This is a genomic window from Lentibacter algarum (assembly GCF_040580765.1).
GTDB lineage: Bacteria > Pseudomonadota > Alphaproteobacteria > Rhodobacterales > Rhodobacteraceae > Lentibacter > Lentibacter algarum.
In genome coordinates this window covers 362054-386565 of record NZ_CP158687.1, presented here as the reverse complement: position 1 = coordinate 386565, position 24512 = coordinate 362054, and the positions used below count along the sequence as shown (strand labels likewise).

38 protein-coding genes are annotated in these 24512 nt (G+C 55.1%); 3 read left to right on the top strand and 35 right to left on the bottom strand.

Annotated features, from left to right (window positions below):
• Position 1 precedes the first annotated feature (1 nt).
• From DSM117340_RS01890 to rplO, 8 genes are all read right to left on the bottom strand, one after another.
• Positions 2–1381, bottom strand: coding sequence for a trypsin-like peptidase domain-containing protein (locus DSM117340_RS01890; RefSeq protein ID WP_089887416.1), 1380 nt, complete (start codon positions 1379–1381; stop codon positions 2–4).
• Between the two features lie 115 nt (positions 1382–1496).
• Positions 1497–1916, bottom strand: coding sequence for a 50S ribosomal protein L17 (gene rplQ / locus DSM117340_RS01885; RefSeq protein WP_089887414.1), 420 nt, complete (start codon positions 1914–1916; stop codon positions 1497–1499).
• 132 nt (positions 1917–2048) lie between these two features.
• Positions 2049–3065, bottom strand: a complete 1017-nt coding sequence (locus DSM117340_RS01880) for a DNA-directed RNA polymerase subunit alpha (protein WP_089887412.1) — start codon at positions 3063–3065, stop codon at positions 2049–2051.
• A gap of 109 nt (positions 3066–3174) precedes the next feature.
• Positions 3175–3564 carry a 30S ribosomal protein S11 gene (gene rpsK, locus DSM117340_RS01875; protein WP_089887410.1) on the bottom strand — a complete coding sequence of 130 codons (390 nt, stop codon included), beginning with the start codon at positions 3562–3564 and terminating at the stop codon, positions 3175–3177.
• A gap of 15 nt (positions 3565–3579) precedes the next feature.
• Positions 3580–3948: a 30S ribosomal protein S13 gene (gene rpsM / locus DSM117340_RS01870; protein ID WP_089887408.1), complete on the bottom strand. Its 369-nt coding sequence runs from the start codon at positions 3946–3948 to the stop codon at positions 3580–3582.
• 210 nt (positions 3949–4158) lie between these two features.
• A complete protein-coding gene (locus DSM117340_RS01865) occupies positions 4159–4734 on the bottom strand; it encodes an adenylate kinase (RefSeq protein ID WP_089887406.1) in 576 nt (191 codons plus the stop codon).
• Positions 4731–6101, bottom strand: a complete 1371-nt coding sequence (secY, locus tag DSM117340_RS01860; protein ID WP_089887404.1) for a preprotein translocase subunit SecY — start codon at positions 6099–6101, stop codon at positions 4731–4733. The genes DSM117340_RS01865 and secY overlap by 4 nt, the downstream gene beginning before the upstream one ends.
• Positions 6102–6210: 109 nt before the next feature.
• A complete protein-coding gene (gene rplO, locus DSM117340_RS01855) occupies positions 6211–6684 on the bottom strand; it encodes a 50S ribosomal protein L15 (protein WP_089887402.1) in 474 nt (157 codons plus the stop codon).
• A gap of 431 nt (positions 6685–7115) precedes the next feature.
• Between rplO and DSM117340_RS01850 the strand changes: the two genes are divergently transcribed.
• Complete coding sequence (locus DSM117340_RS01850; protein WP_089888877.1) at positions 7116–8426, top strand: DEAD/DEAH box helicase; 1311 nt, start codon at positions 7116–7118, stop codon at positions 8424–8426.
• Between the two features lie 44 nt (positions 8427–8470).
• Here DSM117340_RS01850 and DSM117340_RS01845 read toward each other — a convergent pair whose 3' ends face one another.
• The 15 genes from DSM117340_RS01845 to DSM117340_RS01775 form a co-directional block, all read right to left on the bottom strand.
• Complete coding sequence (locus DSM117340_RS01845) at positions 8471–8857, bottom strand: ectoine synthase (protein WP_089887399.1); 387 nt, start codon at positions 8855–8857, stop codon at positions 8471–8473.
• A gap of 118 nt (positions 8858–8975) precedes the next feature.
• The gene (gene rpmD / locus DSM117340_RS01840; protein WP_089887397.1) at positions 8976–9164 is read right to left on the bottom strand and encodes a 50S ribosomal protein L30; all 189 of its coding nucleotides are present in this window, start codon (positions 9162–9164) and stop codon (positions 8976–8978) included.
• A gap of 12 nt (positions 9165–9176) precedes the next feature.
• A complete protein-coding gene (gene rpsE / locus DSM117340_RS01835; RefSeq protein WP_089887395.1) occupies positions 9177–9743 on the bottom strand; it encodes a 30S ribosomal protein S5 in 567 nt (188 codons plus the stop codon).
• 112 nt (positions 9744–9855) lie between these two features.
• Positions 9856–10215, bottom strand: coding sequence for a 50S ribosomal protein L18 (gene rplR / locus DSM117340_RS01830; RefSeq protein ID WP_089887393.1), 360 nt, complete (start codon positions 10213–10215; stop codon positions 9856–9858).
• A gap of 11 nt (positions 10216–10226) precedes the next feature.
• A complete protein-coding gene (gene rplF / locus DSM117340_RS01825; RefSeq protein ID WP_089887391.1) occupies positions 10227–10763 on the bottom strand; it encodes a 50S ribosomal protein L6 in 537 nt (178 codons plus the stop codon).
• Between the two features lie 10 nt (positions 10764–10773).
• Complete coding sequence (rpsH, locus tag DSM117340_RS01820) at positions 10774–11166, bottom strand: 30S ribosomal protein S8 (protein ID WP_089887389.1); 393 nt, start codon at positions 11164–11166, stop codon at positions 10774–10776.
• Between the two features lie 12 nt (positions 11167–11178).
• Positions 11179–11484, bottom strand: coding sequence for a 30S ribosomal protein S14 (gene rpsN / locus DSM117340_RS01815; RefSeq protein ID WP_089887388.1), 306 nt, complete (start codon positions 11482–11484; stop codon positions 11179–11181).
• Between the two features lie 20 nt (positions 11485–11504).
• A complete protein-coding gene (gene rplE / locus DSM117340_RS01810) occupies positions 11505–12068 on the bottom strand; it encodes a 50S ribosomal protein L5 (protein ID WP_089887386.1) in 564 nt (187 codons plus the stop codon).
• Positions 12061–12372, bottom strand: coding sequence for a 50S ribosomal protein L24 (gene rplX / locus DSM117340_RS01805; protein ID WP_089887385.1), 312 nt, complete (start codon positions 12370–12372; stop codon positions 12061–12063). The genes rplE and rplX overlap by 8 nt, the downstream gene beginning before the upstream one ends.
• A gap of 1 nt (position 12373) precedes the next feature.
• Entirely contained in the window at positions 12374–12742 is a 369-nt protein-coding gene (gene rplN, locus DSM117340_RS01800) for a 50S ribosomal protein L14 (RefSeq protein ID WP_089887383.1), read from the bottom strand.
• A gap of 76 nt (positions 12743–12818) precedes the next feature.
• Positions 12819–13049 (bottom strand): 30S ribosomal protein S17, encoded by a 231-nt coding sequence (gene rpsQ, locus DSM117340_RS01795; protein ID WP_089887382.1) that lies wholly within the window; start codon positions 13047–13049, stop codon positions 12819–12821.
• A gap of 13 nt (positions 13050–13062) precedes the next feature.
• Complete coding sequence (gene rpmC, locus DSM117340_RS01790) at positions 13063–13266, bottom strand: 50S ribosomal protein L29 (protein ID WP_089887380.1); 204 nt, start codon at positions 13264–13266, stop codon at positions 13063–13065.
• Positions 13267–13410: 144 nt separating this feature from the next.
• On the bottom strand, positions 13411–13626 hold the full coding sequence (locus tag DSM117340_RS01785) for a DUF6552 family protein (protein WP_089887378.1): 216 nt from the start codon (positions 13624–13626) through the stop codon (positions 13411–13413).
• Between the two features lie 58 nt (positions 13627–13684).
• Positions 13685–14179, bottom strand: coding sequence for a ClbS/DfsB family four-helix bundle protein (locus tag DSM117340_RS01780; RefSeq protein WP_089887376.1), 495 nt, complete (start codon positions 14177–14179; stop codon positions 13685–13687).
• Between the two features lie 162 nt (positions 14180–14341).
• A complete protein-coding gene (locus DSM117340_RS01775; protein ID WP_089887375.1) occupies positions 14342–14842 on the bottom strand; it encodes a ClbS/DfsB family four-helix bundle protein in 501 nt (166 codons plus the stop codon).
• Positions 14843–14951: 109 nt separating this feature from the next.
• Here DSM117340_RS01775 and DSM117340_RS01770 point away from each other — a divergent pair, with 109 nt between their 5' ends.
• Both DSM117340_RS01770 and DSM117340_RS01765 read left to right on the top strand, forming a co-directional pair.
• Complete coding sequence (locus tag DSM117340_RS01770) at positions 14952–15572, top strand: TIGR02466 family protein (RefSeq protein WP_089887374.1); 621 nt, start codon at positions 14952–14954, stop codon at positions 15570–15572.
• 115 nt (positions 15573–15687) lie between these two features.
• Complete coding sequence (locus DSM117340_RS01765) at positions 15688–16404, top strand: hypothetical protein (protein WP_089887372.1); 717 nt, start codon at positions 15688–15690, stop codon at positions 16402–16404.
• A gap of 116 nt (positions 16405–16520) precedes the next feature.
• On the opposite strand, the gene rplP is transcribed toward DSM117340_RS01765, so the two are convergent.
• The 12 genes from rplP to DSM117340_RS01705 form a co-directional block, all read right to left on the bottom strand.
• Entirely contained in the window at positions 16521–16934 is a 414-nt protein-coding gene (rplP, locus tag DSM117340_RS01760; RefSeq protein ID WP_089887370.1) for a 50S ribosomal protein L16, read from the bottom strand.
• A 14-nt stretch (positions 16935–16948) separates the two neighbouring features.
• Positions 16949–17656 carry a 30S ribosomal protein S3 gene (rpsC, locus tag DSM117340_RS01755; protein ID WP_089887368.1) on the bottom strand — a complete coding sequence of 236 codons (708 nt, stop codon included), beginning with the start codon at positions 17654–17656 and terminating at the stop codon, positions 16949–16951.
• Complete coding sequence (gene rplV, locus DSM117340_RS01750; RefSeq protein WP_089887367.1) at positions 17656–18036, bottom strand: 50S ribosomal protein L22; 381 nt, start codon at positions 18034–18036, stop codon at positions 17656–17658. The genes rpsC and rplV overlap by 1 nt, the downstream gene beginning before the upstream one ends.
• A gap of 3 nt (positions 18037–18039) precedes the next feature.
• The gene (gene rpsS, locus DSM117340_RS01745; RefSeq protein WP_089887365.1) at positions 18040–18318 is read right to left on the bottom strand and encodes a 30S ribosomal protein S19; all 279 of its coding nucleotides are present in this window, start codon (positions 18316–18318) and stop codon (positions 18040–18042) included.
• 3 nt (positions 18319–18321) lie between these two features.
• Positions 18322–19164, bottom strand: coding sequence for a 50S ribosomal protein L2 (gene rplB, locus DSM117340_RS01740; protein WP_089887364.1), 843 nt, complete (start codon positions 19162–19164; stop codon positions 18322–18324).
• Between the two features lie 496 nt (positions 19165–19660).
• Positions 19661–20212, bottom strand: a complete 552-nt coding sequence (locus tag DSM117340_RS01735) for a hypothetical protein (protein WP_089887362.1) — start codon at positions 20210–20212, stop codon at positions 19661–19663.
• Between the two features lie 164 nt (positions 20213–20376).
• On the bottom strand, positions 20377–20673 hold the full coding sequence (locus DSM117340_RS01730; RefSeq protein ID WP_089887361.1) for a 50S ribosomal protein L23: 297 nt from the start codon (positions 20671–20673) through the stop codon (positions 20377–20379).
• Entirely contained in the window at positions 20670–21287 is a 618-nt protein-coding gene (gene rplD / locus DSM117340_RS01725; protein WP_089887359.1) for a 50S ribosomal protein L4, read from the bottom strand. The genes DSM117340_RS01730 and rplD overlap by 4 nt, the downstream gene beginning before the upstream one ends.
• Complete coding sequence (gene rplC / locus DSM117340_RS01720; RefSeq protein ID WP_089887358.1) at positions 21284–22024, bottom strand: 50S ribosomal protein L3; 741 nt, start codon at positions 22022–22024, stop codon at positions 21284–21286. Before rplC ends, rplD begins: the two co-directional genes overlap by 4 nt.
• A gap of 12 nt (positions 22025–22036) precedes the next feature.
• Positions 22037–22345, bottom strand: coding sequence for a 30S ribosomal protein S10 (rpsJ, locus tag DSM117340_RS01715; protein ID WP_089887356.1), 309 nt, complete (start codon positions 22343–22345; stop codon positions 22037–22039).
• Between the two features lie 287 nt (positions 22346–22632).
• Entirely contained in the window at positions 22633–23808 is a 1176-nt protein-coding gene (gene tuf / locus DSM117340_RS01710) for an elongation factor Tu (protein WP_354689837.1), read from the bottom strand.
• Between the two features lie 111 nt (positions 23809–23919).
• Positions 23920–24483, bottom strand: a complete 564-nt coding sequence (locus DSM117340_RS01705) for a hypothetical protein (protein ID WP_089887353.1) — start codon at positions 24481–24483, stop codon at positions 23920–23922.
• Positions 24484–24512 lie beyond the last annotated feature (29 nt).

The window sequence follows — 24512 nt, the reverse complement described above, 5'->3', positions numbered from 1 at the left end:
CTCAGAGCCTGAACTTGAGCTGAAGCGGCTTACCGCCCCGCACAATAAGCAAACCGAGCCAGCGGCCAGAGGCTTCAAGCTTACGCAGCGCCTCCCTTGTGTCTGAGACCCGCGCGCCGTTGATCTCAGCGATCACATCACCCGCGCGCAGACCTGCACGTGCGCCATAAGGCCCCGTTTCGGCCACAACCACACCATCGGAAGACAAAGGCAAACCAAACTGCGCCAAAACCCTCGGATTGATATTGATCAGCGTCACCTCAGGCATCGGCGTTTCATCGCCTGTCACCACAGGCGCGCGCGCAGGCACATCTGGCGCGCTCATCAATGTGACAGCACGGCTGTTGATCTCCTGCTCACGGAAAAATGTCACCTTCACATCTTCACCAATCCCGACAACGCTCATCCGAAAGATCATCTCAGACGGCGTGTTCACAGCCTGTTCATCGACTGACAAAATAACATCCCCCGCCGCGATCCCTGCCTTAAAGAACGGGCTCTCGCTGTGCATCTCTGTGATCATAATCCCGCTTGGAACCCGTAGCCCAATGCTCTCTGCAATATCGCCGTCCACAACTTGTCCGTTGATTCCCGCCCAAGGCCGTTCAAAACGCGTGTTGCCTGCTTCGGCCTGCTCCATGAACGCCTTCACAAGCTTCGCAGGAATCGCAAATCCGATACCATTTGAGCCACCCGAGCGGCTCACAATCCGCGTATTCACGCCAATCAAAGCGCCATTCACATCAATCAAAGCCCCACCCGAATTGCCCGGATTGATCGGCGCATCTGTCTGAATGAAATACCCACGCGCCGAGCCCATTGCCCCGCCAGAACGCGCCAAGCCCGACACAATCCCCGAGCTGACAGTCTGCCCAACACCAAACGGGTTCCCGATCGCCAGAACCAGTTCGCCAACATCGACAGTATCACTGTCACGCAGGCTGAGATGCGGCATGCCGCTCGCGTCCTCAAGCTGCAAAAGCGCCAAGTCGCTTTCCTCATCAGCAAGAACAACCCGCGCCTCAAATTCTCTGCGGTCATTGAGCACCACGCGAATATCTGTCGCCTCACCCACCACATGATAGTTTGAAACCACATACCCATCGCTCGACAGGATGACCCCCGAGCCAAGCGAATTTTGGACCCGCGGCTTCAGCTCGCCAAAGTTGCGAAACATATCGGCAAAGAGCGGATCATTCTGAAACGGGCTAGACCGCGTCTGCACCACGCGTTTGACGTATATATTCACAACAGCGGGCGCAGCGGCCTTCACAAGCGGCGCAAACCCGAGGCCAATCTCGGCTTGGCTCGTCGGCACACGCGTTTCGGCCAGCAGAGGCGCCGCTCCCAAAGCGAAGATCATCACAAAAAGTCTTAACATCGGCAGGCTCCTTCTTGCCCCATGATATGCGAAGCTCCAGAGCAGATTGCAAGCGCGCACAAAAAAAGCCCCCTGCTCTCGCAAGGGGCTTCTTCATGCGCAATTGCGCAAATTCTTATTCGGCAGCAGCGTCTTCAGCAGCAACGCGGGCTTTGTCGTTTGCGCCCTTTGCGTTGACGTCGCGCTCTACGAATTCGATGATCGCCATTGGCGCCATGTCACCATAGCGGAAGCCCGCTTTCATGATGCGCACATAGCCGCCTTGACGGTCTTTGTAGCGTGGGCCGAGGATTTCGAAAAGTTTCGCAACATAAGCGTCTTGCTTAAGTTGGCTTGCGGCCTGACGGCGCGCGTGCAGATCGCCGCGCTTGCCGAGCGTGATCAGCTTTTCGATGATCGGACGCAGTTCTTTTGCTTTTGGCAAAGTTGTTTTGATTTGCTCATGTTCGATGAGCGAGCCTGCCATGTTTGCAAAGAGCGCCTTGCGGTGCTCATGTGTGCGGTTCAGGCGGCGGTATCCACGTGCGTGACGCATAGTCTTCTCCTAAATGTGCTCTCTACGAGCGTTTTTGCTTTGTCTGGCGGCCGATGCGTGTCAGCCGCTCTCCTTGGGGCGGTATGCCCAGTAGTAAGCAAGGTGCGCAGCCAGTGCGCACCCTACTAATTCTTAAAAGGCGTCTTCGAATTTCTTCGCCAGATCTTCGATATTGTCTGGTGGCCAGTCTTCTACGTCCATGCCGAGGTGCAAGCCCATGCCCGAAAGCACTTCCTTGATCTCGTTCAGCGACTTGCGGCCAAAGTTTGGCGTGCGCAGCATTTCGGCTTCGGTTTTCTGGATCAGATCGCCGATGTAAACGATGTTGTCGTTCTTCAGGCAGTTTGCCGAACGAACAGACAGTTCCAGCTCGTCCACTTTCTTCAGGAGAAGTGGGTTGAACTCGAGACCATCGTCTTCTTCCTGACGGCCAGCGGCCTCAGGCTCATCGAAGTTCACGAAGATAGAAAGCTGGTCTTGCAAGATGCGCGCAGCATAAGCCATCGCGTCATCAGGCGTCACCGAGCCGTCTGTTTCGATTTTCATCGTGAGTTTGTCATAGTCCAGAACCTGACCTTCACGTGTGGGCTGAACGTCATAGCTGACGCGCTTCACAGGTGAGAAGATCGCATCGATCGGCATAAGGCCGATAGGCGCGTCTTCTGGCTTGTTCTTATCCGCAGCCACATAGCCTTTGCCAGTGTTGACAGTCAGCTCCATGTAGAGATCGGCGCCATCATCAAGGTGGCAGATCAGGTGGTCACGGTTCAGGATTTCGATACCAGCGCTGTCAGAAATGTCACCGGCAGTGACAACACCTGGGCCTTTGGCATTGATAGAAACACGCTTTGGGCCTTCGACGTCCATACGAACGGCGACGCCTTTGAGGTTCAAGACGATGTCGGTGACGTCTTCACGCACACCAGCAACACTTGAGAACTCGTGCAATACGTTGTCGATCTGTACCGACGTAATGGCCGCGCCTTGCAGCGAGCTCATCAGAATACGGCGCAGGGCGTTGCCGAGCGTCAGACCAAAGCCACGCTCAAGCGGCTCTGCAACCAGCGTCGCCTGACGCGACGGGTCGTTGCCTGGCTTTACATCAAGCTGTGTCGGCTTGATCAGTTCCTGCCAATTCTTATGGATCATGCGTCCCTCCATTCCTGCGTGTTGTCCCATGTCCTAAAGACACACGCGCCCGAGGCTAAAATGACGTTATGGGGCCGCGCAGAATGCACAGCCCCAAAGAGTAGATTGCTTATACGCGGCGACGCTTTGGTGGGCGGCAGCCGTTGTGTGCCATAGGCGTCACGTCACGGATCGACGTGATGTTGAAGCCAACAGCCGCCAACGCACGGAGCGCTGATTCACGGCCAGAGCCTGGGCCCTGAACTTCAACTTCAAGCGTCTTGACGCCGTGCTCTTGTGCCTTGCGGCCTGCATCTTCAGCAGCCATCTGCGCCGCATAAGGCGTAGACTTACGTGAGCCCTTAAAGCCCATTGTGCCTGAAGAAGACCATGCAATTGCGTTGCCTTGAACATCCGAGATCAGGATCTTGGTGTTGTTGAAGGACGAGTTAACATGCGCCACACCTGTGGCGATGTTCTTGGAGACCTTACGCTTGGTGCGTTTTGTATCACGTGCCATTGATTAAACCCTCCCTTATTTCTTCTTGCCGGCGATTGCTTTCGCCGGGCCTTTACGGGTGCGCGCATTGGTATGCGTGCGCTGACCACGAACAGGCAAGTTGCGGCGGTGACGAAGACCACGGTATGAGCCAAGGTCCATTGCGCGCTTGATGTTCATAGAGGTCTCACGGCGAAGATCGCCTTCAACCATGTAGTTCGCATCGATGTGCTCACGAACAGCCAATACTTCGGCGTCGGAAAGCTCGTTAATACGACGTGTGGCATCAATGCCAACAGCTTCGCAGATGGCTTTGGCAGAAGTGTTACCAATACCAGTGATATATGTGAGGGCGATCGGGACCCGTTTATTGGTCGGGATGTTTACGCCGGCGATACGTGCCATACGTCTTTTGTCCTTTCGTTGCGGGTCCGTAATTCCAGACCCTTTTTTCACAACGTAGGCCCGAAGCATTTGCTCGGGCCGCAGCTGAATTCGAGGTGATGCGATTCTACCTGGGGGCGACCCGAACCAGAATCAAACTCAATTAAGAGATAGGGCGTCTTAGGAGTGTTTCAGTGGGGCGTCAACCCCTCTGAAAGAGGCAAAGCCGACTTACGCCAAAGCCTTCGCAATATCAGCCTTAACAGCCTCGATCTCGCCAAGCCCATCAACAGAGGTCAGCTGGCCTTTAGCATAGTAATAGCCAATCAGCGGCGCTGTCTGTTTGTAGTACGCCATGAGGCGAACCTTGAGGCTTTCGGCGTTGTCGTCTGCACGCGCTTCGCCACCGGCGGCGACAGCTTCGGCAGCACGGTTGAGGATACGCTCAACGAGCACCTCATCATTGACCTGCATTTCGATCACTACATCAAGGCTCTCGCCTTTCTCGTCGAGAAGATCCGCCAAAGCGTCAGCCTGAGGCAACGTGCGTGGGAAGCCATCAAAAATGAAACCACCCTTTTTATCGCCTTCAAGCTTCTCGCGAATAAGGCCAATCACGATCTCGTCGGTGACAAGCTCTCCCGCATCCATGATAGCGGCAACTTTTTTACCCATCTCGGTGCCCGAAGTCTTCGCCTCACGGAGCATGTCGCCTGTCGAGAGCTGAATCATATTGCGCTCTTCAACAAGTTTTGCTGCTTGCGTGCCTTTGCCGGCTCCGGGTGGTCCGAGTAGGATAATATTCATCGCCGTGTAGTCCCTTTACGTTTGCGCTTCCGGCCCTTGCCAGAAAGCTGCGATCTTTCGATCAAACCTTCATATTGGTGCGCAAGCAAGTGGCTCTGCACTTGCTGGATTGTGTCCATAGTCACGGACACAACAATCAGCACCGATGTGCCGCCAAAATAGAACGGAATTGTGAATTGACCACGCAGAAACTCAGGAAGGAGACAAACTGCCGCAAGGTAAGCCGCACCAAGCACCAGAATACGGTTCACGACATACTCCAGATACTCCGCCGTTTTCTTGCCGGGGCGCACACCGGGGACAAAGCCGGACTGGTTCTTGAGATTGTCCGCAACTTCATCAGGCTTGAAGCTCACATTGAACGTATAAAAATACGCAAAAAACACGATCATGCCCGCGAAGAACAAAAGGTAAAGCGGCTGACCTGGGCCAAAGAACGCCAAGAGCCAAGACATCACTGGGCCAGTTGACCCCTGTGCGCTGAACGTACTGATCGTTGTTGGAAGCAAAAGAAGCGAGCTCGCGAAGATCGCAGGAATAACACCCGCAGGGTTAACCTTGACAGGCAAGTGGCTTGAGCCGCCGTCATACATCTTCATGCCAACTTGGCGGCGCGGATATTGGATGTGGATCTTGCGCAGGGCGCGCTCCATGAACACCACAAACATAATCGTGCCAACAACCATCAAGATCACAGCAATAAGAACTGCTGGGCTGATTGCGCCAGAGCGACCTTGGCTAAAGAACTGCGCCAAAGCAGCAGGCACTTCGGCAATGATGCCAACGAAAATAATAAGTGAAATCCCGTTGCCAATCCCGCGTGCAGTGATCTGCTCACCGAGCCACATCAGGAACATCGTGCCGCCGATCAGCGTCACCATGCAAGAGGTCACAAAGAACCAATAGGGCAGATCCGGCTGCACAAGATCGCCGCCAAAAATACTCACAGCAAGCCCGTAGGACTGCAGAGTTGCCAGAGCAACTGTCCCGAAGCGTGTGTATTGGTTGATTTTTTTACGGCCCTGTTCGCCCTCTTTTTTCAACTGCTCCAGTGCAGGAACCATCGACGTCAGAAGCTGAACAATAATGCTCGCGGAGATATAAGGCATAATGCCGAGCGCAAAGATGCCCATCCGTCCGAGCGCACCGCCCGTAAACATCGAGACCATCCCGCCGATGCCCTGCCCAGCCTGCTCCATAAACTCACGAAGCGCCGCGCCGTCGATGCCCGGTACGGGAATAAACGTGCCAAGGCGATAAACGATCAGCAAACCAAGGGTGAAAAGGATACGCGAGCGCAGATCAGAAGCTTTAAAAAGCGTCCCCCAGCTCGTGTTGGCGGCCATTTGTTCTGCGGCGGATACCATTAGGGTCTCTCTTATGCATGAACGCCGCCTGCGCATTTTCCAAGCACAGGCGGCGTTTTGGGAAAACTTGTAAGGGTATGTAAGGCGCTTAGGCGCGCCTCACAACCTCTTATTCTGCCGCTGCCGCGACCGTTACCTTGAGTGAGCCACCTGCTTTTTCAACTGCGTCGATCGCAGCTTTAGAAGCGCCTGTGACTTCGAGGTTCAACTTGGCAGTGATCTCGCCCTTCGCCAGAACGCGCACACCGTCGAGCACGCGACGCACGAGGCCGCTTGCAACGAGTGCTTCTTCTGTGATGGCCGCTGATGCATCAAGCTTCTTCTCGTCCACAAATTTCTGGATGAGACCAAGGTTGATAACAGCAAATTTCTTACGGTTTGGCTTGTTGAAGCCACGCTTTGGCAAGCGTTGGTAGAGCGGCATTTGGCCGCCTTCAAAGCCTTTGATCGCCACACCTGAACGTGACTTTTGACCCTTGATACCACGGCCACCGGTCTTACCAGTGCCGGAGCCTGGACCACGGCCAATACGTTTGCGGGCTTTTGTTGCGCCAGCGTTGTCGCGCAGTTCGTGAAGTTTCATGTCGCTTCTCCTAGCCGGAAGCGCCCCCGAAGCGGTAATGGGCGAACACGGCGTTTCTTGATTTTGATTCTGCAGCCATTATTGGCCACTCGCGGCGTATAGACAGATAGAGGTCACAGCGCAAGCCCCTCACGCGCCCGCAACGCGTGCCCATTGACATATCCCTTCCCTTCCCCCATATCCCCCTCAGCACAACCGAGCCCGCCGCGTGAGCGGGCCCGCGCATCATGGCGCTGATCGGAGTGCAAACTTTCCCAACGGTTCCCATTTCACGCGGGGGGTCACACGCCATAGGCGATGTGCGGCAATTCGGCTGTATTTCTTCTTTGGCGTCACCCACGAGTGAGGCGCAGCCCAGTATTAGGGCTTCGGCGCACTTATGCGCGCTTTTGGCGCGTGACATACAAAGGATATCCATCTTGGATTTTGACATGCTGGGCCTTCCCGCCCGCCTTTCGACAAACCTGCAAGAGCTTGGCCTCACAGAGCCCACGCCCATTCAGGCCAAAGCCATCCCCCACGCCATGAACGGCCGTGACGTGCTCGGCCTCGCCCAAACGGGCACAGGCAAAACAGCCGCCTTCTCCCTGCCCATCCTGACAGCCATTGGCCGTATGGAAGGCAAGCCAGCGCCCAAGTCCGTGCGCGGCCTTATCCTTGCGCCAACGCGTGAGCTGGCCAAACAAATTCAGGAAGCCATGATCGGCTTCGCCAAAGGCACAGGCACACGGATCAACCTCGTCATCGGCGGTGCCTCCCTCAATGTGCAGGCCAATAAGCTTGAGCGCGGCACAGATATTCTCGTCGCGACACCCGGCCGTCTGCTTGATCTGATCGATCGTCGCGCCGTGCGCCTTGACGAAGCGCGCTTCCTCGTTCTCGATGAAGCTGACCAAATGCTTGATCTCGGTTTTATCCACGCATTGCGCAAAATCGCGACACTTCTGCCCAAAGAGCGCCAGACCATGCTATTCTCGGCCACTATGCCGAAAAACATGAACGAGATCGCCAACGCCTACCTGACCGATCCGATCCGTGTGGAAACAGCCCCTCCCGGCAAACCCGCTGATAAAATTGACCAATCAGTTCACTTCGTGTCCCAAGCAGCCAAGCCTGCCCTGCTCATCGAGCACCTCGGCAAGCACCCAGACGAAGCAGCGCTAGTCTTCGGACGCACAAAGCACGGCTCCGAAAAGCTGAAGAAAAAGCTCGAAGCGGCGGGCTTTGCCGCCGACAGCATCCACGGCAACAAAAGCCAGGGCCAGCGCGAACGTGCAATCAAAGCCTTCAAAGAGGGCAAGGTTAAAGTTCTCGTCGCCACAGACGTCGCCGCACGCGGCATCGACATCCCGACTGTGCGCTACGTTTACAACTACGAGCTGCCCAATGTCGCGGACAACTATGTGCACCGCATCGGCCGTACAGCGCGCGCAGGTCGTGATGGCAGCGCGGTCGCGTATTGCTCGCCAGAAGAGATCGGTGAATTGAAAGATATTCAGAAGCTCATCGGCAAGGATATCCCTGTTGAAGGCAAAGCCTCATGGGCCGCCGAACTTCTTGAAAAAACCAAAGCAGGCGCAAAGCGCCCCAACGGCGGCGGAGGCGGTCGTGGTCGTGGCGGTAAAGCTGGCGGTGGCGGCGGCGGCCGTGGTCGCGGCAAGCCCGGTGGCGGAGCCGCCAACGCGGGCGGCGGTGGCGGCAAGCCCCAACAGCGCAGACGCCGCCCGTCTAACGCAGCCTAAGTAATCAAAACGCCCCGAGGTTCATCCTTCGGGGCGTTTTTCTTTCAGCCCTCTGCTGCGTAGCTTCCGCTTTCGTCGTGCACTTCCTCGCCCGTCAATGCGGGGGTGAAGACGCAAACAAGCCGCAAGTCGCCCTTGAGAGCGCGCAAGATATGCCGCTCATGAGCATTGAGCACATAAACGCTTCCTGCCGCCAACGGCCAGACACGCCCCGTCGAGACCTCTTCGACTTCGCCCTCACCCGCGATGCAATAGTTTGTCTCGACATGGTTCTTATACTCAAGCTCAAGCGCCGCCCCTTCGCTCACCAAAGTGTCGTGCAACGAATAGCCCAGCCCGTCCGCTGCCAACAGGATGCGACGGCTTTCCCAGCCTTCGCCCGCAGCATGAGCTTTAGTGCCGAGGATGTCTTTGAGATGTTTCACAATCATAGCGCACTCCGTTTGACCCGACCTTAGCGTCCCATCACGACAGCGCAAAAGAAAACGCCCTCAGCTGGGCTGAGGGCGCTCTCTATTTCGAAAGACAGGCGTTAGCCGATCAGGGCACTTAGCCCTTTTCTTCAATGATCGTTACAAGATGCGGGATCTTGTTGACCATTCCACGTACGGAAGGAGTGTCTTCCAGTTCGCGGGTCTTGTGCATTTTGTTGAGGCCCAGGCCAATCAGCGTTTCACGCTGTTTTGCGGGGCGACGGATCGGAGAGCCGATCTGTTTGACAACGATTGTTTTTGTCATGTGCTTATCTCCTTACGCGTCTTGCGCTTCAGCAGCTGGGGCATCTTCACGCTTGAGGATGTCAGCTACTTTTTTGCCACGACGCTGTGCAACCATACGTGGGCTGCTTTCGCTTTGCAGACCATCGATTGTGGCGCGGATCATGTTGTAAGGGTTTTGCGAACCGATAGACTTCGCAACAACATCCTGAACACCGAGCATTTCGAAGACGGCACGCATTGGACCACCGGCGATGATACCAGTACCCTGTGGGGCTGTCCGCATAACCACTTTACCAGCGCCATGACGGCCTGATGTGTCGTGGTGCAAAGTGCGGCCTTCGCGCAGTGGAACGCGGATCATCTGGCGCTTCGCTTGCTCTGTGGCTTTGCGGATCGCTTCAGGAACTTCTTTGGCTTTACCTTTGCCAAAGCCGACGCGGCCTTTTTGGTCGCCAACAACGACGAGGGCGGCGAAACCAAAGCGCTTACCACCTTTTACTGTTTTTGAAACACGGTTGATCGCAACCAAGCGGTCTGCGAATTCTGGTGCTTCCTCACGTTCGCGGCGTGGGCCGCGACGGTTTTCACGTTCTGCCATGAGGCAATTCCTTCAATTGGTGGCGCGCTTATCACGCCGTTTGTTTCAACCCTAGTGGGTGCAAGAAGCACCCCTGAGTCATCGGGGCGGCGACGGGCGCCGCCCACAAGTCTTAGATTTTCAAACCGCCTTCACGCGCAGCTTCGGCCAAGGCCTTCACTTTGCCGTGGAAGAGGAAGCCACCGCGGTCGAAGTATGCTACTTCCACGCCGGCTTTTTTCGCACGTTCGGCAATCGCCGCGCCAACTTTCGTTGCCGCTTCGAGGTTGTTCTTGCCGACAACACCAAGTGCTTTTTCGAGCGTCGATGCTGCAGCGACTGTTACGCCGTTTACATCGTCGATCAGCTGCACGCTGATGTTTTTGTTTGAACGGTGAACAGACAAGCGCATCTTGCCGCTGTTTACCTTGCGAAGTTTGTTCCGGACGCGCATGCGGCGCTTCAGAAACAGGGTTCTTTTGCTGTTTGCCATTATGCTGGTCCTTACTTCTTCTTGCCTTCCTTGCGGAAGATATACTCGTCTTTGTATTTGATGCCTTTGCCTTTGTAGGGCTCTGGCTTGCGGTATTCACGGATGTTTGCCGCGACTTGACCAACGAGTTGTGCATTATCACCTTCAATGATGATCTCGGTCTGCTTAGGGCAGGTTACCGTGACACCTTCAGGCACTTCATAGTTTACGTCGTGGCTAAGACCGAGCATCAACTTGAGTGTTTTTGCATCCGTCATAGAGGCACGATAACCAACACCGTTGATTTCGAGCTCTTTCTTAAAGCCAACGCTTACGCCTGTGACCATGTTGGCCACAACAGTGCGGCTCATGCCCCACTGCTGGCGCGCGCGCTTAGAGTTTCCACGCGGTGTGATTTTGACTACGTTTTCTTCAACAGTCAGTGTCACATCGTCCGTCGCAGTGAACGTTTGTGTCGCTTTCGGGCCTTTCACTTCAATGGTCTGACCCGAGAGAGTCGCAGTCACACCGGAAGGCAGATCGACAGGTTTTTTACCAATACGAGACATATTCCCCTCCTTAGAAGACTGTGCAGAGCACTTCGCCGCCAACTTTGGCATTGCGTGCAGCTGCGTCCGACATCACGCCCTTAGACGTGCTGACAATCGACACACCAAGGCCCTGACGGACTTCGGGGATGTCATTGGCGCTCATGTAAACGCGGCGGCCAGGCTTTGAAACCCTCTTAAGCTCACGAATTACAGGAATGCCTTCATAATACTTGAGGCTGATTTCAAGTGCTGGGTGGCCGTCGGCGCCCGTAACTTTTTCGTAGCCACGGATATAGCCTTCGTCAGCCAGTACATCGAGTACCCAAGCACGCAACTTAGATGCAGGCGTCATCACTGTGGACTTGCCGCGCATTTGTGAGTTGCGGATGCGTGTGAGCATATCGGCGATAGGATCGTTCATGTTATGCTCTCCTTACCAGCTCGATTTAACCATGCCGGGGATCTGGCCGTTTGAGCCGAGTTCCCGAAGCATGATCCGCGAAACCTTCAGCTTACGGTAGTAAGCGTGAGGGCGGCCTGTCAGCTGGCAACGGTTGTGCAAGCGTGTGGCCGAGCTGTTGCGCGGAAGTTTTGCAAGCGCGAGAGAAGCGCGGAAACGCTCTTCCATAGGCTTGCTTTGGTCACTGATGATCTCTTTGAGAGCAGCGCGTTTAGCGGCGAATTTCTCCACCAGCTTTTGGCGCTTAACTTCGCGAGCTACCATTGATTTCTTAGCCATTGTCTCTTTCCTCCCGCGGATCAGCTGTTGAAGGGCATGTTGAAAGCTTTCAACAGGCTCTTGGCTTCCGCGTCGGTCTTTGCGGTTGTGGCAATAACGATGTCCATACCCCAGTTTTCGTCGACTTTATCAAAGTCGATTTCTGGGAAAACGATGTGCTCTTTGAGACCCATGGCATAGTTGCCACGGCCGTCAAAGCTCTTGCCAGATACGCCGCGGAAGTCGCGGATACGTGGCATAGCAATCGTGATCAGACGATCCATGAATTCGTACATACGCGCGCCGCGCAGGGTCACTTTCGCGCCCATTGGCATGCCTTCACGAACGCGGAAACCCGCGATGGAGTTCTTCGCAATGGTCATAACAGCCTGTTGACCAGCGATCAGCGTGAGATCTTCCACGGCTGACTTGGCTTTTTTGCTGTCTTTTACGGCGGCACGGCCACAGCCGATGTTCAGAACGATTTTTTCGAGTGCAGGTGTCTGCATCGCGTTCTTATAGCCGAACTCCTCTTTCAGAGCGGCACGAATTGTCGTGTCATAAAGCTCTTTGAGGCGTGGGGTGTAGGTTGCTGTATCAAGCATCGATCACGTCCCCCGTGGTCTTGGCGTAACGAACCTTCTTGTCGCCTTCAATTTTGAAGCCAACGCGAGTCGCTTTGCCATTTTTGTCAAGAATTGCCAGATTGCTGAGCTGGATTGGCATCGCTTTCGGGATGCGGCCACCTTGGCTTGTCTGAGTTTGCTTGGTGTGGCGGATCGCCATGTTCACACCGTCAACCAGTGCTTTACCGGCTTTAGGGTCGATAGACGTGATAACGCCCTCTTTGCCCTTATCTTTGCCAGTCAGAACAGTGACCTTGTCACCTTTTTTCAACTTTGCAGCCATCTTACAGCACCTCCGGCGCGAGTGAGATGATTTTCATGAAGTTCTTGGCGCGCAGCTCACGAACAACTGGCCCGAAGATACGGGTGCCGACAGGCTCGTTGTTGTTGTTGAGGATAACGGCCGCGTTACGGTCAAAGCGGATCGCTGTGCCGTCATCGCGACGAACTTCTTTGGCCGTACGAACGACGACAGCTTTACGCACGTCACCCTTCTTTACGCGACCGCGTGGGATGGCTTCCTTAACGGATACGACGATAATATCGCCGACCGAAGCGTAACGACGCTTGGAACCACCCAGAACCTTGATGCACTGAACTCGGCGAGCGCCTGAGTTGTCAGCAACATCCAGATTTGTTTGCATCTGGATCATATGGTTTCTCCTGACCTATGGGGGGCCGATGCGTGGCCTTTTCCCCAGGGTTTCTAATATTGGTTGCTCTAAAGGCTTACGCCTCCAGAATTTCCCAACGTTTGGTTTTTGAACGGGGCGCACATTCGACGATCCGCACTTGGTCACCTACGTTGTAGGCGTTCTTCTCATCGTGAGCCCGGTACTTCTTGGACTTACGGATTGTCTTCTTCAGAACAGGGTGTGTGAAGCGACGTTCAACAGAAACCGTTACGGTTTGCTCGTTTTGGTTGCTTGTTACTACGCCTGTGAGGATACGCTTTGGCATAACTCAGGCTCCCTTATTCTGCAGCCGCAGCAGCGGCTTTTTCGTTGAGGATTGTCAGCACGCGGGCTGTTGTCCGCTTCACTTCACGCACACGTGCAGTGTTTTCCATTTGGCCTGTGGCCGACTGGAAGCGCAGGTTGAAGCTTTCTTTCTTGAGGTTTGACAGCTCTTCTTTGAGCTGGTCAACCGACTTGTCACGCAGGTCTGATGCGTTCATGGTTATTTCCTTTTTCAACATCACTGGTAGGCCGCAAGCAAGCGTGACCCTGATTCCAGTGGAGTTCATGGGTAGAAGTGGGCCGTATAGGCTCCTTTTGGTGTGCTGGCAAGCCCTATCGGGAAAAGCTTTTGCGCCTGTCCCTCAAGAGTTCAGATAGCCCGCAAAGAGTGAGACAAACGCCCCGACATGGACAACCATAATCGCACGGTCCTTCCACATCACTCCAACGGCAAACCAAAGAAAGATACCAATAAAGAAAGCAAACACATTCCACGGCACAATATTCAGCCCCGTAAGACCATAGCCAACAAGCTGGACGGCAGTGGCAACCCACTTCACAACATCGACAGTTTTCACAAGAGTCCTTTCGCGCAGGCCCTCTGGCCCAGAGCTTAGGCTCCTATCTCACACATATTTAAGCCACAAGAGGCTTCATGCGCTTGCTGATATAGCGCCGCGTGCTGCGGTAATGCCCTGCCCCAGCAGCTTCCGCCCAGCGGCCCATGCTCCAGTTGTTGCGTACACCTTTCATAGGGCAGCCGTAGAGCGCAGTGTCGTCAAGCTCTTCCACCAGCCCCATCAGGCGCTCATGCGCAGACCCGAGCAATGTCCGCGTCTCAGGCCAGCTCAGCTCTTCTTGCCATGTGCGCAATGTGGTCGGATTAAATTTCAGATCACGCGAGCAGTATTTCTTGGGCGGGCCGTCGCGTCCTGCCTGTCCATCAGCATACCAGCCAAGCACAAGCCCGATCGCCAGCGCGCCATGCGCCACAACATCTTTGATAGACTGGCCGTCAGCATCCAACCTTTCCGCCACATCATCAGGCACACATTCCAGGGTGAGCATAAGCTTGCTCCACTCCGCCCGAGAGATACCAACAAGATCAACCTTTGTTTGAGCTACGCGCATATTACCACCCCTTAAACACGACTCATATTGAAATTTTCGCAGGTATTTACACACTGTACAATCGAATCTGGCACAACGTTGGCGCTCTACGCGGATATTGGCCTAGTGGCTCAACACGTTATGACCAGCTCCTTCCGCAGCCGTGCATTTAGGTTCTTGTCATCACTGCTTCATATCCCGAAGCCTCTTTCGGACATATTTTAAAGCCAGTCGGAGATGACTTGGTCCAGCGGCCTCGGCCCAACGCCCCGTGCTCCAACTGTTGTGTGAGCCCGCCATCGGCCCGCCATAAAGCTGCGCATCACTCAGGGTATCAATGAGCGCGACAAGTTCTTCCTGCGCAGCGTCAAGCCGCGCCAATGCTTCCGGCCAAGACACATCCTTCTCACGCTGACGCAGAGCCAAGCTATAGCGCTTCAAATCGCTCCGACGGTAGCTTTTCTTGGGAAAAAGCGCGTCGAGCGTCTCCCAACCGTCATGATAGCACCTTAAAAACAAACCGATCCAATGTGCACGATGCACCACAACATCTTTGATGCTGAAGCCCTCTTCGTCTGGCAAAACGGCCAACTCTTCGGGAAGATCTTTCAAGAGCGGGTAAATCCGATCCCACTCCTTAGCCGTGACTTTCATCAGTTCTGATTTGTTATGTGCTGCAGCCATTCTTCCCTCCTGATCGCATACCGCACACTATAATCATTCTAAACTACTTGGTCCTTGCCATAGATCATATACGCTGGTCCTTTTTGATGTCTCAGGATATCAAATCCTCATGTCAGATATAGAATCCCTCTTCGTGACCCGCCTCTACCGTGCCGCCCTGTCAGAGCACGGACCCGCCATCAATCCAGACGAGCTGGAAAGCTCCTGCTACGGCATTGCTGATGATGACGAGGCAGGCCAGCAATGGTGCGAAGACAATGGCTACCCAGGCTACACCTCTTACGCCTCGCTCACAGACCTTGGCTGGCGCTCGCCTGTGTTTGCCGATCTGATCACATCGCTTGATCTACACGTTGCGGCCTTCGCGAAAGCGCTGGAGCTGGACCTCGGGGACGGCAAGCTTGAGCTTGAAGACCTCTGGATCAACATCCTCCCCGAAGGCGGGATGCACTCCTCTCATATCCACCCCCACTCAGCCATCAGCGGGACAACCTATGTCGCCATGCCAGACGGCGCGTCAGCCCTCAAGCTGGAAGACCCCCGTTCCGCCCGCATGATGGCCGCACCGCCGCGTCTCAAAACAGCAGGCCGCGACGCACAGACATTTGTCTACGCCGCGCCAAAAGTCGGTGATGTGCTCCTCTGGGAAAGCTGGCTGCGCCACGAAGTCCCGATGAACATGTCCGAAGACGACCGGATCAGCGTCTCATTCAATTACAAATGGTCATGACGGTCTAATCGGGGACACGGTGACAGTTTCACAAGAATTGTTTCCAAATTCCCGATTTTCGCCACATTCCTAGGTGATTGTCTCTCAAAATAAGATTTGAAGAGGCAGTCTACCCATGATCACCCTGAAGCACACCGCGCTTTCCGTTCTCGCGCTCACAGCTCTCTCAGCCTGTGGAAGCATTCACGAAAGCCCGACGCGCAGCCAAGCCACGCCGATGGCCTTCGCCGCGTCGTCGCAATACGCAGAAATTGACGCGCAGGCCGCAAGCCTCAACCGTATGGCGGATGAGCTGGTGCGCAAGTCCACAGGCAAAGGAGCCGTAATCGGTGCTTCACTGGGCTGTGGGCTCGGCCTGATTTCAGCCAGCAGCGCACAGAAGTGCGTTACAGGCGCAGTGGCGGGCGGTGTTGTCGGCGCGGTTGTCGGCCACGAGCACGGCAAACGCAAAGTTGCCGCACGCGTTGCCCAAGTCTCCAAACAAGAGCTGTCAAACACCCTGCTCGATGCGGGCAAACAACTCAGCGAGATCAAACAGACCCTCCCCCAAGTGCTCGCTCAGCAAAACGCCGAGCTGGCGCGCCTCAAACAACAAAAGGCCGCCAACGCACTCTCCCAAGAAGAGTATGACGCCCGCTTCAACGCCATCCGCGACGCCCGCGCCGCTCTTGCTGCTGCGCTCTCAGAAAGTGCCGACAAGGCCCGCGTCTCCGCAGACAACCTCGGCACAGCCGCCTCCCAAGGCCAGTCAGGCCTCATGTGGCACATCGGCGAAGCCAAACGCCTTGAAGACGACAGCATGTCCACACGCTCCCAGATCACCCTACTCTGAGCGCTCCCGCGCGCAGCGTCTGAAGCCCCCACAAAGCAAAGCCCCCGCGCGATCACTCGCACGGGGGCTTTTTTATCTTAGCTCTGTCCGAAAGCGCCTAGGCGCTTCCGAGCTGCTTACCAATCTTCGCGTACAACAACGCGTGATTTGATCGGCAGCTTCATAGCCGCAAGGCGGAGCGCTTCGCGTGCAATATCCTCGTCGACACCGTCGATTTCAAACATAACACGACCAGGCTTAACCTTGGCAGTCCAACGGTCCACAGAACCCTTACCTTTACCCATACGAACTTCGATGGGCTTGGCTGTGACAGGCACATCCGGGAAGATACGGATCCAGACACGGCCCTGACGCTTCATGTGACGCGTCATGGCACGACGAGCTGCTTCGATCTGGCGGGCTGTTACGCGCTCAGGCTCGAGAGCCTTAAGACCGTATGTCCCGAAGTTCAGATCGGAGCCGCCTTTCGCAAGACCTTTGATCCGGCCTTTGTGCTGCTTGCGGAATTTAGTGCGCTTTGGTTGAAGCATATCCCAGCCCCCCCTTAACGACGGCCGCCAGCACCACGAGGTGCAGGGCCATCTTGGAATTGTTGCGCGCGACGATCATGAGCCTGTGGATCGTGTTCCATGATCTCGCCTTTGAAGATCCAGACTTTGATGCCGATGATGCCATATGCTGTCATGCCTTCGGCGTGAGCATAGTCGATATCCGCACGCAGTGTGTGAAGCGGAACGCGACCTTCGCGGTACCATTCGGTCCGCGCGATTTCCGCGCCACCCAAACGGCCAGCAACGTTGATACGAATACCAAGCGCGCCCATACGCATTGCGTTCTGAACGCTGCGCTTCATAGCACGGCGGAAAGACACACGGCGCTCGAGCTGCTGGGCAATGCTCTCGGCAACGAGAGCAGCGTCCATCTCTGGCTTGCGCACTTCAACGATGTTGAGGTGAAGCTCGCTGTTTGTGAGCGTGGCAATCTTCTTGCGGAGCGTCTCGATGTCCGCGCCTTTCTTGCCAATGATCACACCAGGGCGTGCTGTGTGGATCGTCACGCGGCACTTTTTGTGCGGACGTTCGATGATCACACGGGCGATGCCCGCTTGCTTGCACTCTTTGCCAACGAACTCACGGATTTTGAGGTCTTCAAGAAGAAGATCGCCAAAGTCTTTTGTGTTCGCAAACCAGCGGCTATCCCATGTACGGTTAACCTGAAGGCGCATGCCAATCGGATTTACTTTGTTACCCATTATGCTTGCTCCTCTACCTGACGCACCAAGATTGTGAGCTCTGAGAACGGCTTGACGATCTTGCCAAAGCGTCCACGAGCCCGTGGCCGGCCACGTTTCATGATCAGGTTTTTGCCCACATAGGCCTCAGCAACGATGAGATCATCAACGTCGAGGTTGTGGTTGTTTTCAGCATTGGCAATCGCCGACTGAAGACATTTTTTCACGTCTTCCGCGATCCGTTTCTTAGAGAAAGTCAGGTCCGTGAGGGCCTTGTCAACTTTCTTGCCGCGGATCATGGCTGCGACGAGGTTCAGTTTTTGCGGGCTGGTACGGAGCATGCGCAGTTTTGCCATTGCTTCGTTGTCTGCCACGCGGCGGGGATTTTTATCCTTGCTCATGGCTTACTTCCGCTTCGCTTTTTTGTCAGCAGCATGGCCATAATAGGTGCGTGTTGGTGAATACTCACCAAACTTCTGACCGATCATGTCTTCTGTGACGTTTACAGGAATGTGCTTCTGGCCGTTGTAGACACCGAACGTGAGACCCACGAACTGTGGCAGGATCGTCGAACGACGCGACCAGATCTTGATGACTTCGTTACGGCCGCTCTCGCGTGTCGCTTCGGCTTTCTTAAGCACGTAAGCATCCACAAAGGGGCCTTTCCAAACAGAGCGTGACATATGTTACCGCCCCTTCTTCTTGGCGTGACGCGAGCGGATAATAAGCTTGCTTGACGCTTTGTTCTTGTTGCGAGTGCGAGCACCCTTCGTTGGCTTACCCCAAGGTGTCACTGGGTGACGACCACCTGAAGTCCGGCCTTCACCACCACCGTGGGGGTGATCGATCGGGTTCATAACAACACCACGAACGCTCGGACGCTTGCCTTTGTGGCGCATACGGCCGGCTTTACCGAAGTTCTGGTTTGAGTTGTCAGGGTTTGAAACAGCACCAACAGTGGCCATGCATTCCTGACGCACCATGCGAAGCTCGCCCGAGCTCAGACGGATCTGAGCGTAGCCACCATCGCGGCCAACGAACTGTGCATATGTGCCGGCTGCGCGTGCAATCTGCCCGCCCTTGCCTGGCTTCATTTCGATGTTGTGAATGATCGTGCCGATCGGCATGCCAGAGAAAGGCATTGCGTTGCCTGGCTTGATGTCAGCTTTGGCTGAGGAGATGATCTTGTCACCAACGGCCAGACGCTGAGGCGCAAGCACATAAGCCTGCTCACCATCTTCATATTTCACAAGAGCGATAAACGCGGTCCGGTTCGGGTCATATTCGATCCGTTCAACCGTGGCTGCAATGTCCAGCTTGTTGCGTTTGAAATCTACGATACGGTAGAGGCGTTTCGCCCCACCACCACGACGACGTGATGTAATGCGTCCGGTGTTGTTCCGGCCACCCGATTTCGTCAGACCCTCGGTGAGGGCTTTGACGGGGCGTCCTTTCCAGAGCTCCGAACGGTCAATCAGCACCAACCCACGTTGGCCCGGCGTCGTCGGTTTATACGACTTAAGTGCCATGCTTTCTGTCTTCCGTTAAGCAAGGTCGGGTTGCCCCGACCAGTATGTTTCGAGCTTTGTTTGGCTCGGTCTTTTAGGGCCCCGAAGGTCCCCAGCGAAAAATGTAACAGGCCCCAGACGAATCTGAGGCCACGCGACTTGGCTCGTATAGAGGGGAAGCTCGGGGCTGTCTATAGCTAGGCGCTTATTTTATTGGGTATGCGCGCAAGCCGCACATCGGCGGGCCACCCCCGCCAACCAAGCCGCGCTCTCGCTGGCCCGCGGGGTGACACAGAGACGGGCCTCGAAGACGCGCGCGGTGGCGATCCTCGGTATGTTAGAGCCACTTTATCTCAGCCAAATCCGAAGAACTTTCGAAGGGCGCGCCCAGCCTCAACATATCGCCGCCGCGTGGGAGCGCGTCGTCGATGCCCGGCGGCCTACGGCCTTGGTTCCGGGTTGGGCTTAGCAAGGAACAAGCGAACAAGTCGATTGTACAGTGCCCCACGCCTGGTCCTTACTGATCTGTTCTAAAGCCCACCTCTTTCCATAGTAAGTCCCTAGCTTCCTTCCACAGAGCTTGTTCATCATGGTCCGTTCCAATGTAATCGAGAGCTCTGTATAGCCTATGGATTGCAGCCTCGTTGTCGCCAACTTGAAGAAGGCACTTGGCCTCTTCAACCCAGGCAACGTTTCTTTGTTTAATCAGATTGTTCGAAGCATTCTCGGCAGCAATCAGAGTGTTCAGCAAATCTCGATTGCGGCCCACACTCTCTCTATCATCTCTTGTCGCGTCATAGAATGGCTCGTTTCCTCTTCGCAGAATGTTTGATGTCTTATTTGCTGCTTCATAGAAGGCAACGATCATCGGAAGAGCTTCTTTGCACTCAGCTTCGGCCACTAGTGTTTTGTATTCGTCTTCCATTGTCTGCAAACGATCTAGCGAAACAATAGTCTCTCCCTCCTTAAATACTTCGTATCGAGAAAGATCGGTACTGTCGCCTTCTTGAGCATTAACAGACAACGCTACGACAGCCCAAAAACAAACACTAAGAAATGGTAGCCTCACACGAATCCTCCTTATGGTCTCTTCAAGAAACCTGCCTGAAAGACAAGCTCGACACAACCTGAGTTTGATTCATTTGCCCTGATGACCCCTTAAGTAGCAAACACAAAAAAAGCCCCCCGCTTTTCAGCGAGGGGCCTCTCATGTCTCTCACGAAACGCCAGTCCTTACAGACCAGTGTTCACGTCGATTGTGTTGCCCTCTTCGAGCGTCACATAGGCTTTTTTCACGTCTTTACGCTTGCCGAGCTGGCCGCGGAAACGCTTCACTTTACCTTTGGTGATCGTCGTGTTGACCGCTTTCACCTTCACACCAAAGAGCGTTTCAACCGCTTCTTTGATCTGGGGCTTGTTGGCGTCGATATGCACTTCAAAAACAACAGCACCGTTCTCTGACGCCATAGTCGCTTTTTCTGTGATGATCGGCTTGCGGATCACATCGTAGTGTTTTGCTTGTGTGCTCATTTCAGGCGAGCCTCCAATGCTTCGAGACCCGCTTTGGTGATCACGAGTGTGTCACGCTTGAGGATATCGTATACGTTTGCGCCCATTGTCGGCAGGATGTCGAGGCCTTCAATGTTGCGGGCTGCTTGTGCGAAGTCTTCGTTCACAGTTGCGCCGTCGATCACGAGTGCGCGCTTCCAGCCGAGGTCTTTGACCTGCTTGGCCAGTGCCGCTGTCTTACCAGCAGACTCTGCGTTCTCGATCACAACCAATTCGCCCGCTTTCATCTTGGCTGACAGCGCGTGGCGCAGGCCGAGTTTGCGGAACTTCTTGGTCAGGTCGTGGCCGTGGTCGCGAACGACTGGGCCTTTGTAAACACCACCCCCGCGGAAGATAGGCGCCGAACGTGCACCGTGGCGTGCGCCACCTGTGCCTTTTTGGCGATAGATCTTCTTCGTGGAATAGCTCACTTCTGAGCGTGTCTTTACCTTGTGTGTGCCGGCTTGGGCGTTGTTACGCTGCCAGCGCACCACACGGTGCAGAATGTCGGCGCGTGGCTCAAGACCAAAGAGGTCGTCAGACAGCTCTACAGAGCCGGCTTTGCCGCCGTCGAGTTTGATTACATCAAATTTCATGCTTCACCACCTTCCGCAGGCGCTTCTTCAGCCGGAGCTTCAGTCACGGCAGCTGCTTTGGCCGCTGATTTGAGAGCTGCCGGGAAAGGCACGTTCTCAGGGAGTTTCTTTTTGACAGCGTCCTTGATTGTGACCCAACCGCCTTTGGAGCCAGGAACGGCGCCTTTGACCATGATGAGGCCACGGCCTGCATCGGTTTTGACAACTTCAAGGTTCTGCGTTGTGACGCGCACAGCACCCATGTGGCCAGCCATCTTCTTACCTTTGAAGACTTTGCCCGGATCCTGACACTGGCCTGTTGAGCCGTGTGAACGGTGCGAGATAGATACACCGTGCGAAGCGCGAAGGCCGCCGAAGTTGTGGCGCTTCATCGCACCGGCAAAACCTTTACCGATTGATGTGCCTGCAACGTCAACTTTTTGACCTGTCACATAATGCTCAGCCGAGATCTCTTCGCCGATTGCGATGAGGTTATCCGCAGTGACGCGGAATTCCGCAACCTTGCGCTTTGGCTCAACTGAGGCTTTTGAGAAGTGGCCGCGCATCGCTTGCGATGTGCGTTTGGCTTTGGCTGTGCCTGCACCGAGCTGAACAGCTGTGTAGCCGTCACGCTCTTCTGTGCGCTGGTCAACAACCTGAAGCGCGTCGAGTTGAAGAACGGTCACAGGGATCTGCTTACCGTCTTCCATGAACAAGCGGGTCATGCCCACTTTCTTTGCGATTACACCGGAGCGCATGTGATACTCTCCTTAAACCGAAATCTGAACGTCAACGCCAGCAGCGAGGTCGAGCTTCATGAGCGCGTCCACTGTCTGTGGTGTTGGATCAACGATGTCGAGAAGACGCTTGTGTGTGCGGATCTCAAACTGGTCGCGTGATTTCTTGTTCACGTGTGGGCCACGCAGAACAGTGAATTTTTCGATCTTGTTTGGCAGTGGGATGGGCCCACGAACCTGCGCACCGGTGCGCTTGGCAGTTGCGACGATCTCTTGTGTGCTGGCATCCAGTACACGATAGTCGAATGCCTTGAGCCGGATGCGGATATTTTGGCTTTGCATATCATTCGCCCTTTCAGGCTTGAGGTTGATAGGACGACAGGAGGCTCATTCCCCCTGCCCTCGTCGAACCCAGACAAACTACAAAGGCGGGACCGAATCCCGCCTCACGCTGTTTGTCCAGCGAACTCGGGTGCATTACAGGGGCTAGGGGCTTGGGGCAAGAGGAAATGTGACCAGAATTCCAAATCCGTCAAACGATCCACAGGGCGCACCACCCGAAGACCTGTCACAGAAAAAGGGCCGCCCTTATGAGGCGGCCCTTTCTAAGTCTGTATAAGCTCTAGAGCTTACTCAACGATCTTCGCAACAACGCCCGAACCAACGGTACGGCCGCCTTCGCGGATCGCAAAGCGCAGGCCTTGCTCCATCGCGATAGGCGCGATCAGCTCAACGCCGAACTTCAGGTTGTCGCCTGGCATAACCATTTCCGTGCCTTCTGGAAGCTCAACCGTGCCTGTCACGTCCGTTGTACGGAAGTAGAACTGTGGACGGTAGTTCGCGAAGAACGGCGTGTGACGGCCACCTTCGTCTTTGGTCAGAATGTAAACTTCTGCCTCAAACTTGGTGTGCGGGTTCACAGAACCGGGCTTACAAAGAACCTGGCCACGCTCAACACCTTCACGGTCGATGCCGCGAAGAAGAACGCCAACGTTGTCGCCAGCTTCACCGCGATCAAGCAGCTTGCGGAACATTTCAACGCCTGTGCAGGTCGTTTTCTTGGTGTCGCGGATACCAACGATTTCCATTTCGTCGCCAACGTTGATCGCGCCACGCTCAACACGACCCGTCACAACTGTGCCGCGGCCTGAGATTGAGAACACGTCTTCGATTGGCAGAAGGAAGGGCTCGTCGATCGCGCGTGGAGGCTGTGGGATGTACTCATCAACAGCCGCCATCAATTCACGGATCTTGTCTTCGCCGATGTTCGCGTCACGGCCTTCCATCGCCGCAAGCGCTGAGCCCGCGATCACTGGAATGTCGTCACCTGGGTAATCATAAGCTGACAGAAGCTCACGGATTTCCATTTCAACGAGCTCAAGAAGCTCTTCGTCGTCAACCTGGTCAACTTTGTTCATGAAAACAACCATTGACGGGATGCCAACCTGACGGCCAAGCAGAATGTGCTCGCGTGTCTGTGGCATCGGGCCGTCGGCCGCGTTCACAACCAACATCGCGCCGTCCATCTGCGCCGCACCCGTGATCATGTTCTTCACATAGTCCGCGTGGCCTGGGCAGTCGACGTGTGCGTAGTGACGGTTCTCTGTCTCATACTCAACGTGCGCTGTTGAAATCGTGATACCACGGGCTTTCTCTTCTGGCGCGCCATCAATCTGGTCGTACGCTTTGAAGTCACCGAAGTATTTCGTGATCGCTGCTGTCAACGTCGTCTTGCCGTGGTCAACGTGACCAATCGTGCCGATGTTGCAGTGCGGTTTGTTACGGCTAAACTTTTCCTTTGCCATCGCGTTGGCACCCCTTCATGTTACGGCCCGCTCGCGCGCAGCCAGAGTTGATCTGAGCGCGCACATATGACCTTCTGACAGGGAAATCAACCCGCGAATTTGTCGCTCGGCCTAGCCGTCGGCCTCCGTTGCAAACCAGCCTTCCTCCGCCTGCTGGCGCACCAGCCACAGCTCAATCATCTTGGCCGCGTTCTTGCTGAGGTTCTCAAGCTGCTGATCGGCAGATTGGGTCAAGCCAGAGCCAATCACCTGCTCGCCAGAAAGCTGCTCAAACACGATAATCTGATGTGCTTTTTCATTCAGCTTTTTGTTGGCCGCATTGTCCCAAACGGTGATGCGCATAATAAGGGCAGACTTCGGGCTTGCCACAATAGGGATACCTGGCTGCGCCAGCACGTAGCCTTCCAGACTGACGCCAAAGTGATAGAGCTTCTCGCCCTCATAGCGGTCAAACCGCTCCGCAATCCGCGCCTGAACAGCAGCGGTCCACTCTTCTTTTGATTTCTCGCGGCTCAGTGGGCCTTTTTCCATTTTCGGGGCAATCACAATGTTATGCCCAAGGCGGAAATCGCCCAGATCGACAGCGGGTTGATCAAGATCGTTCGGATTGGTGCAGCCAGCAACCAAGCCCAGAAAACTGCCAAAAACGGCAAACACAAAGAATCGACGCAGCATGGCAGTCCCCAAAAATCGTTCCCGTCGGG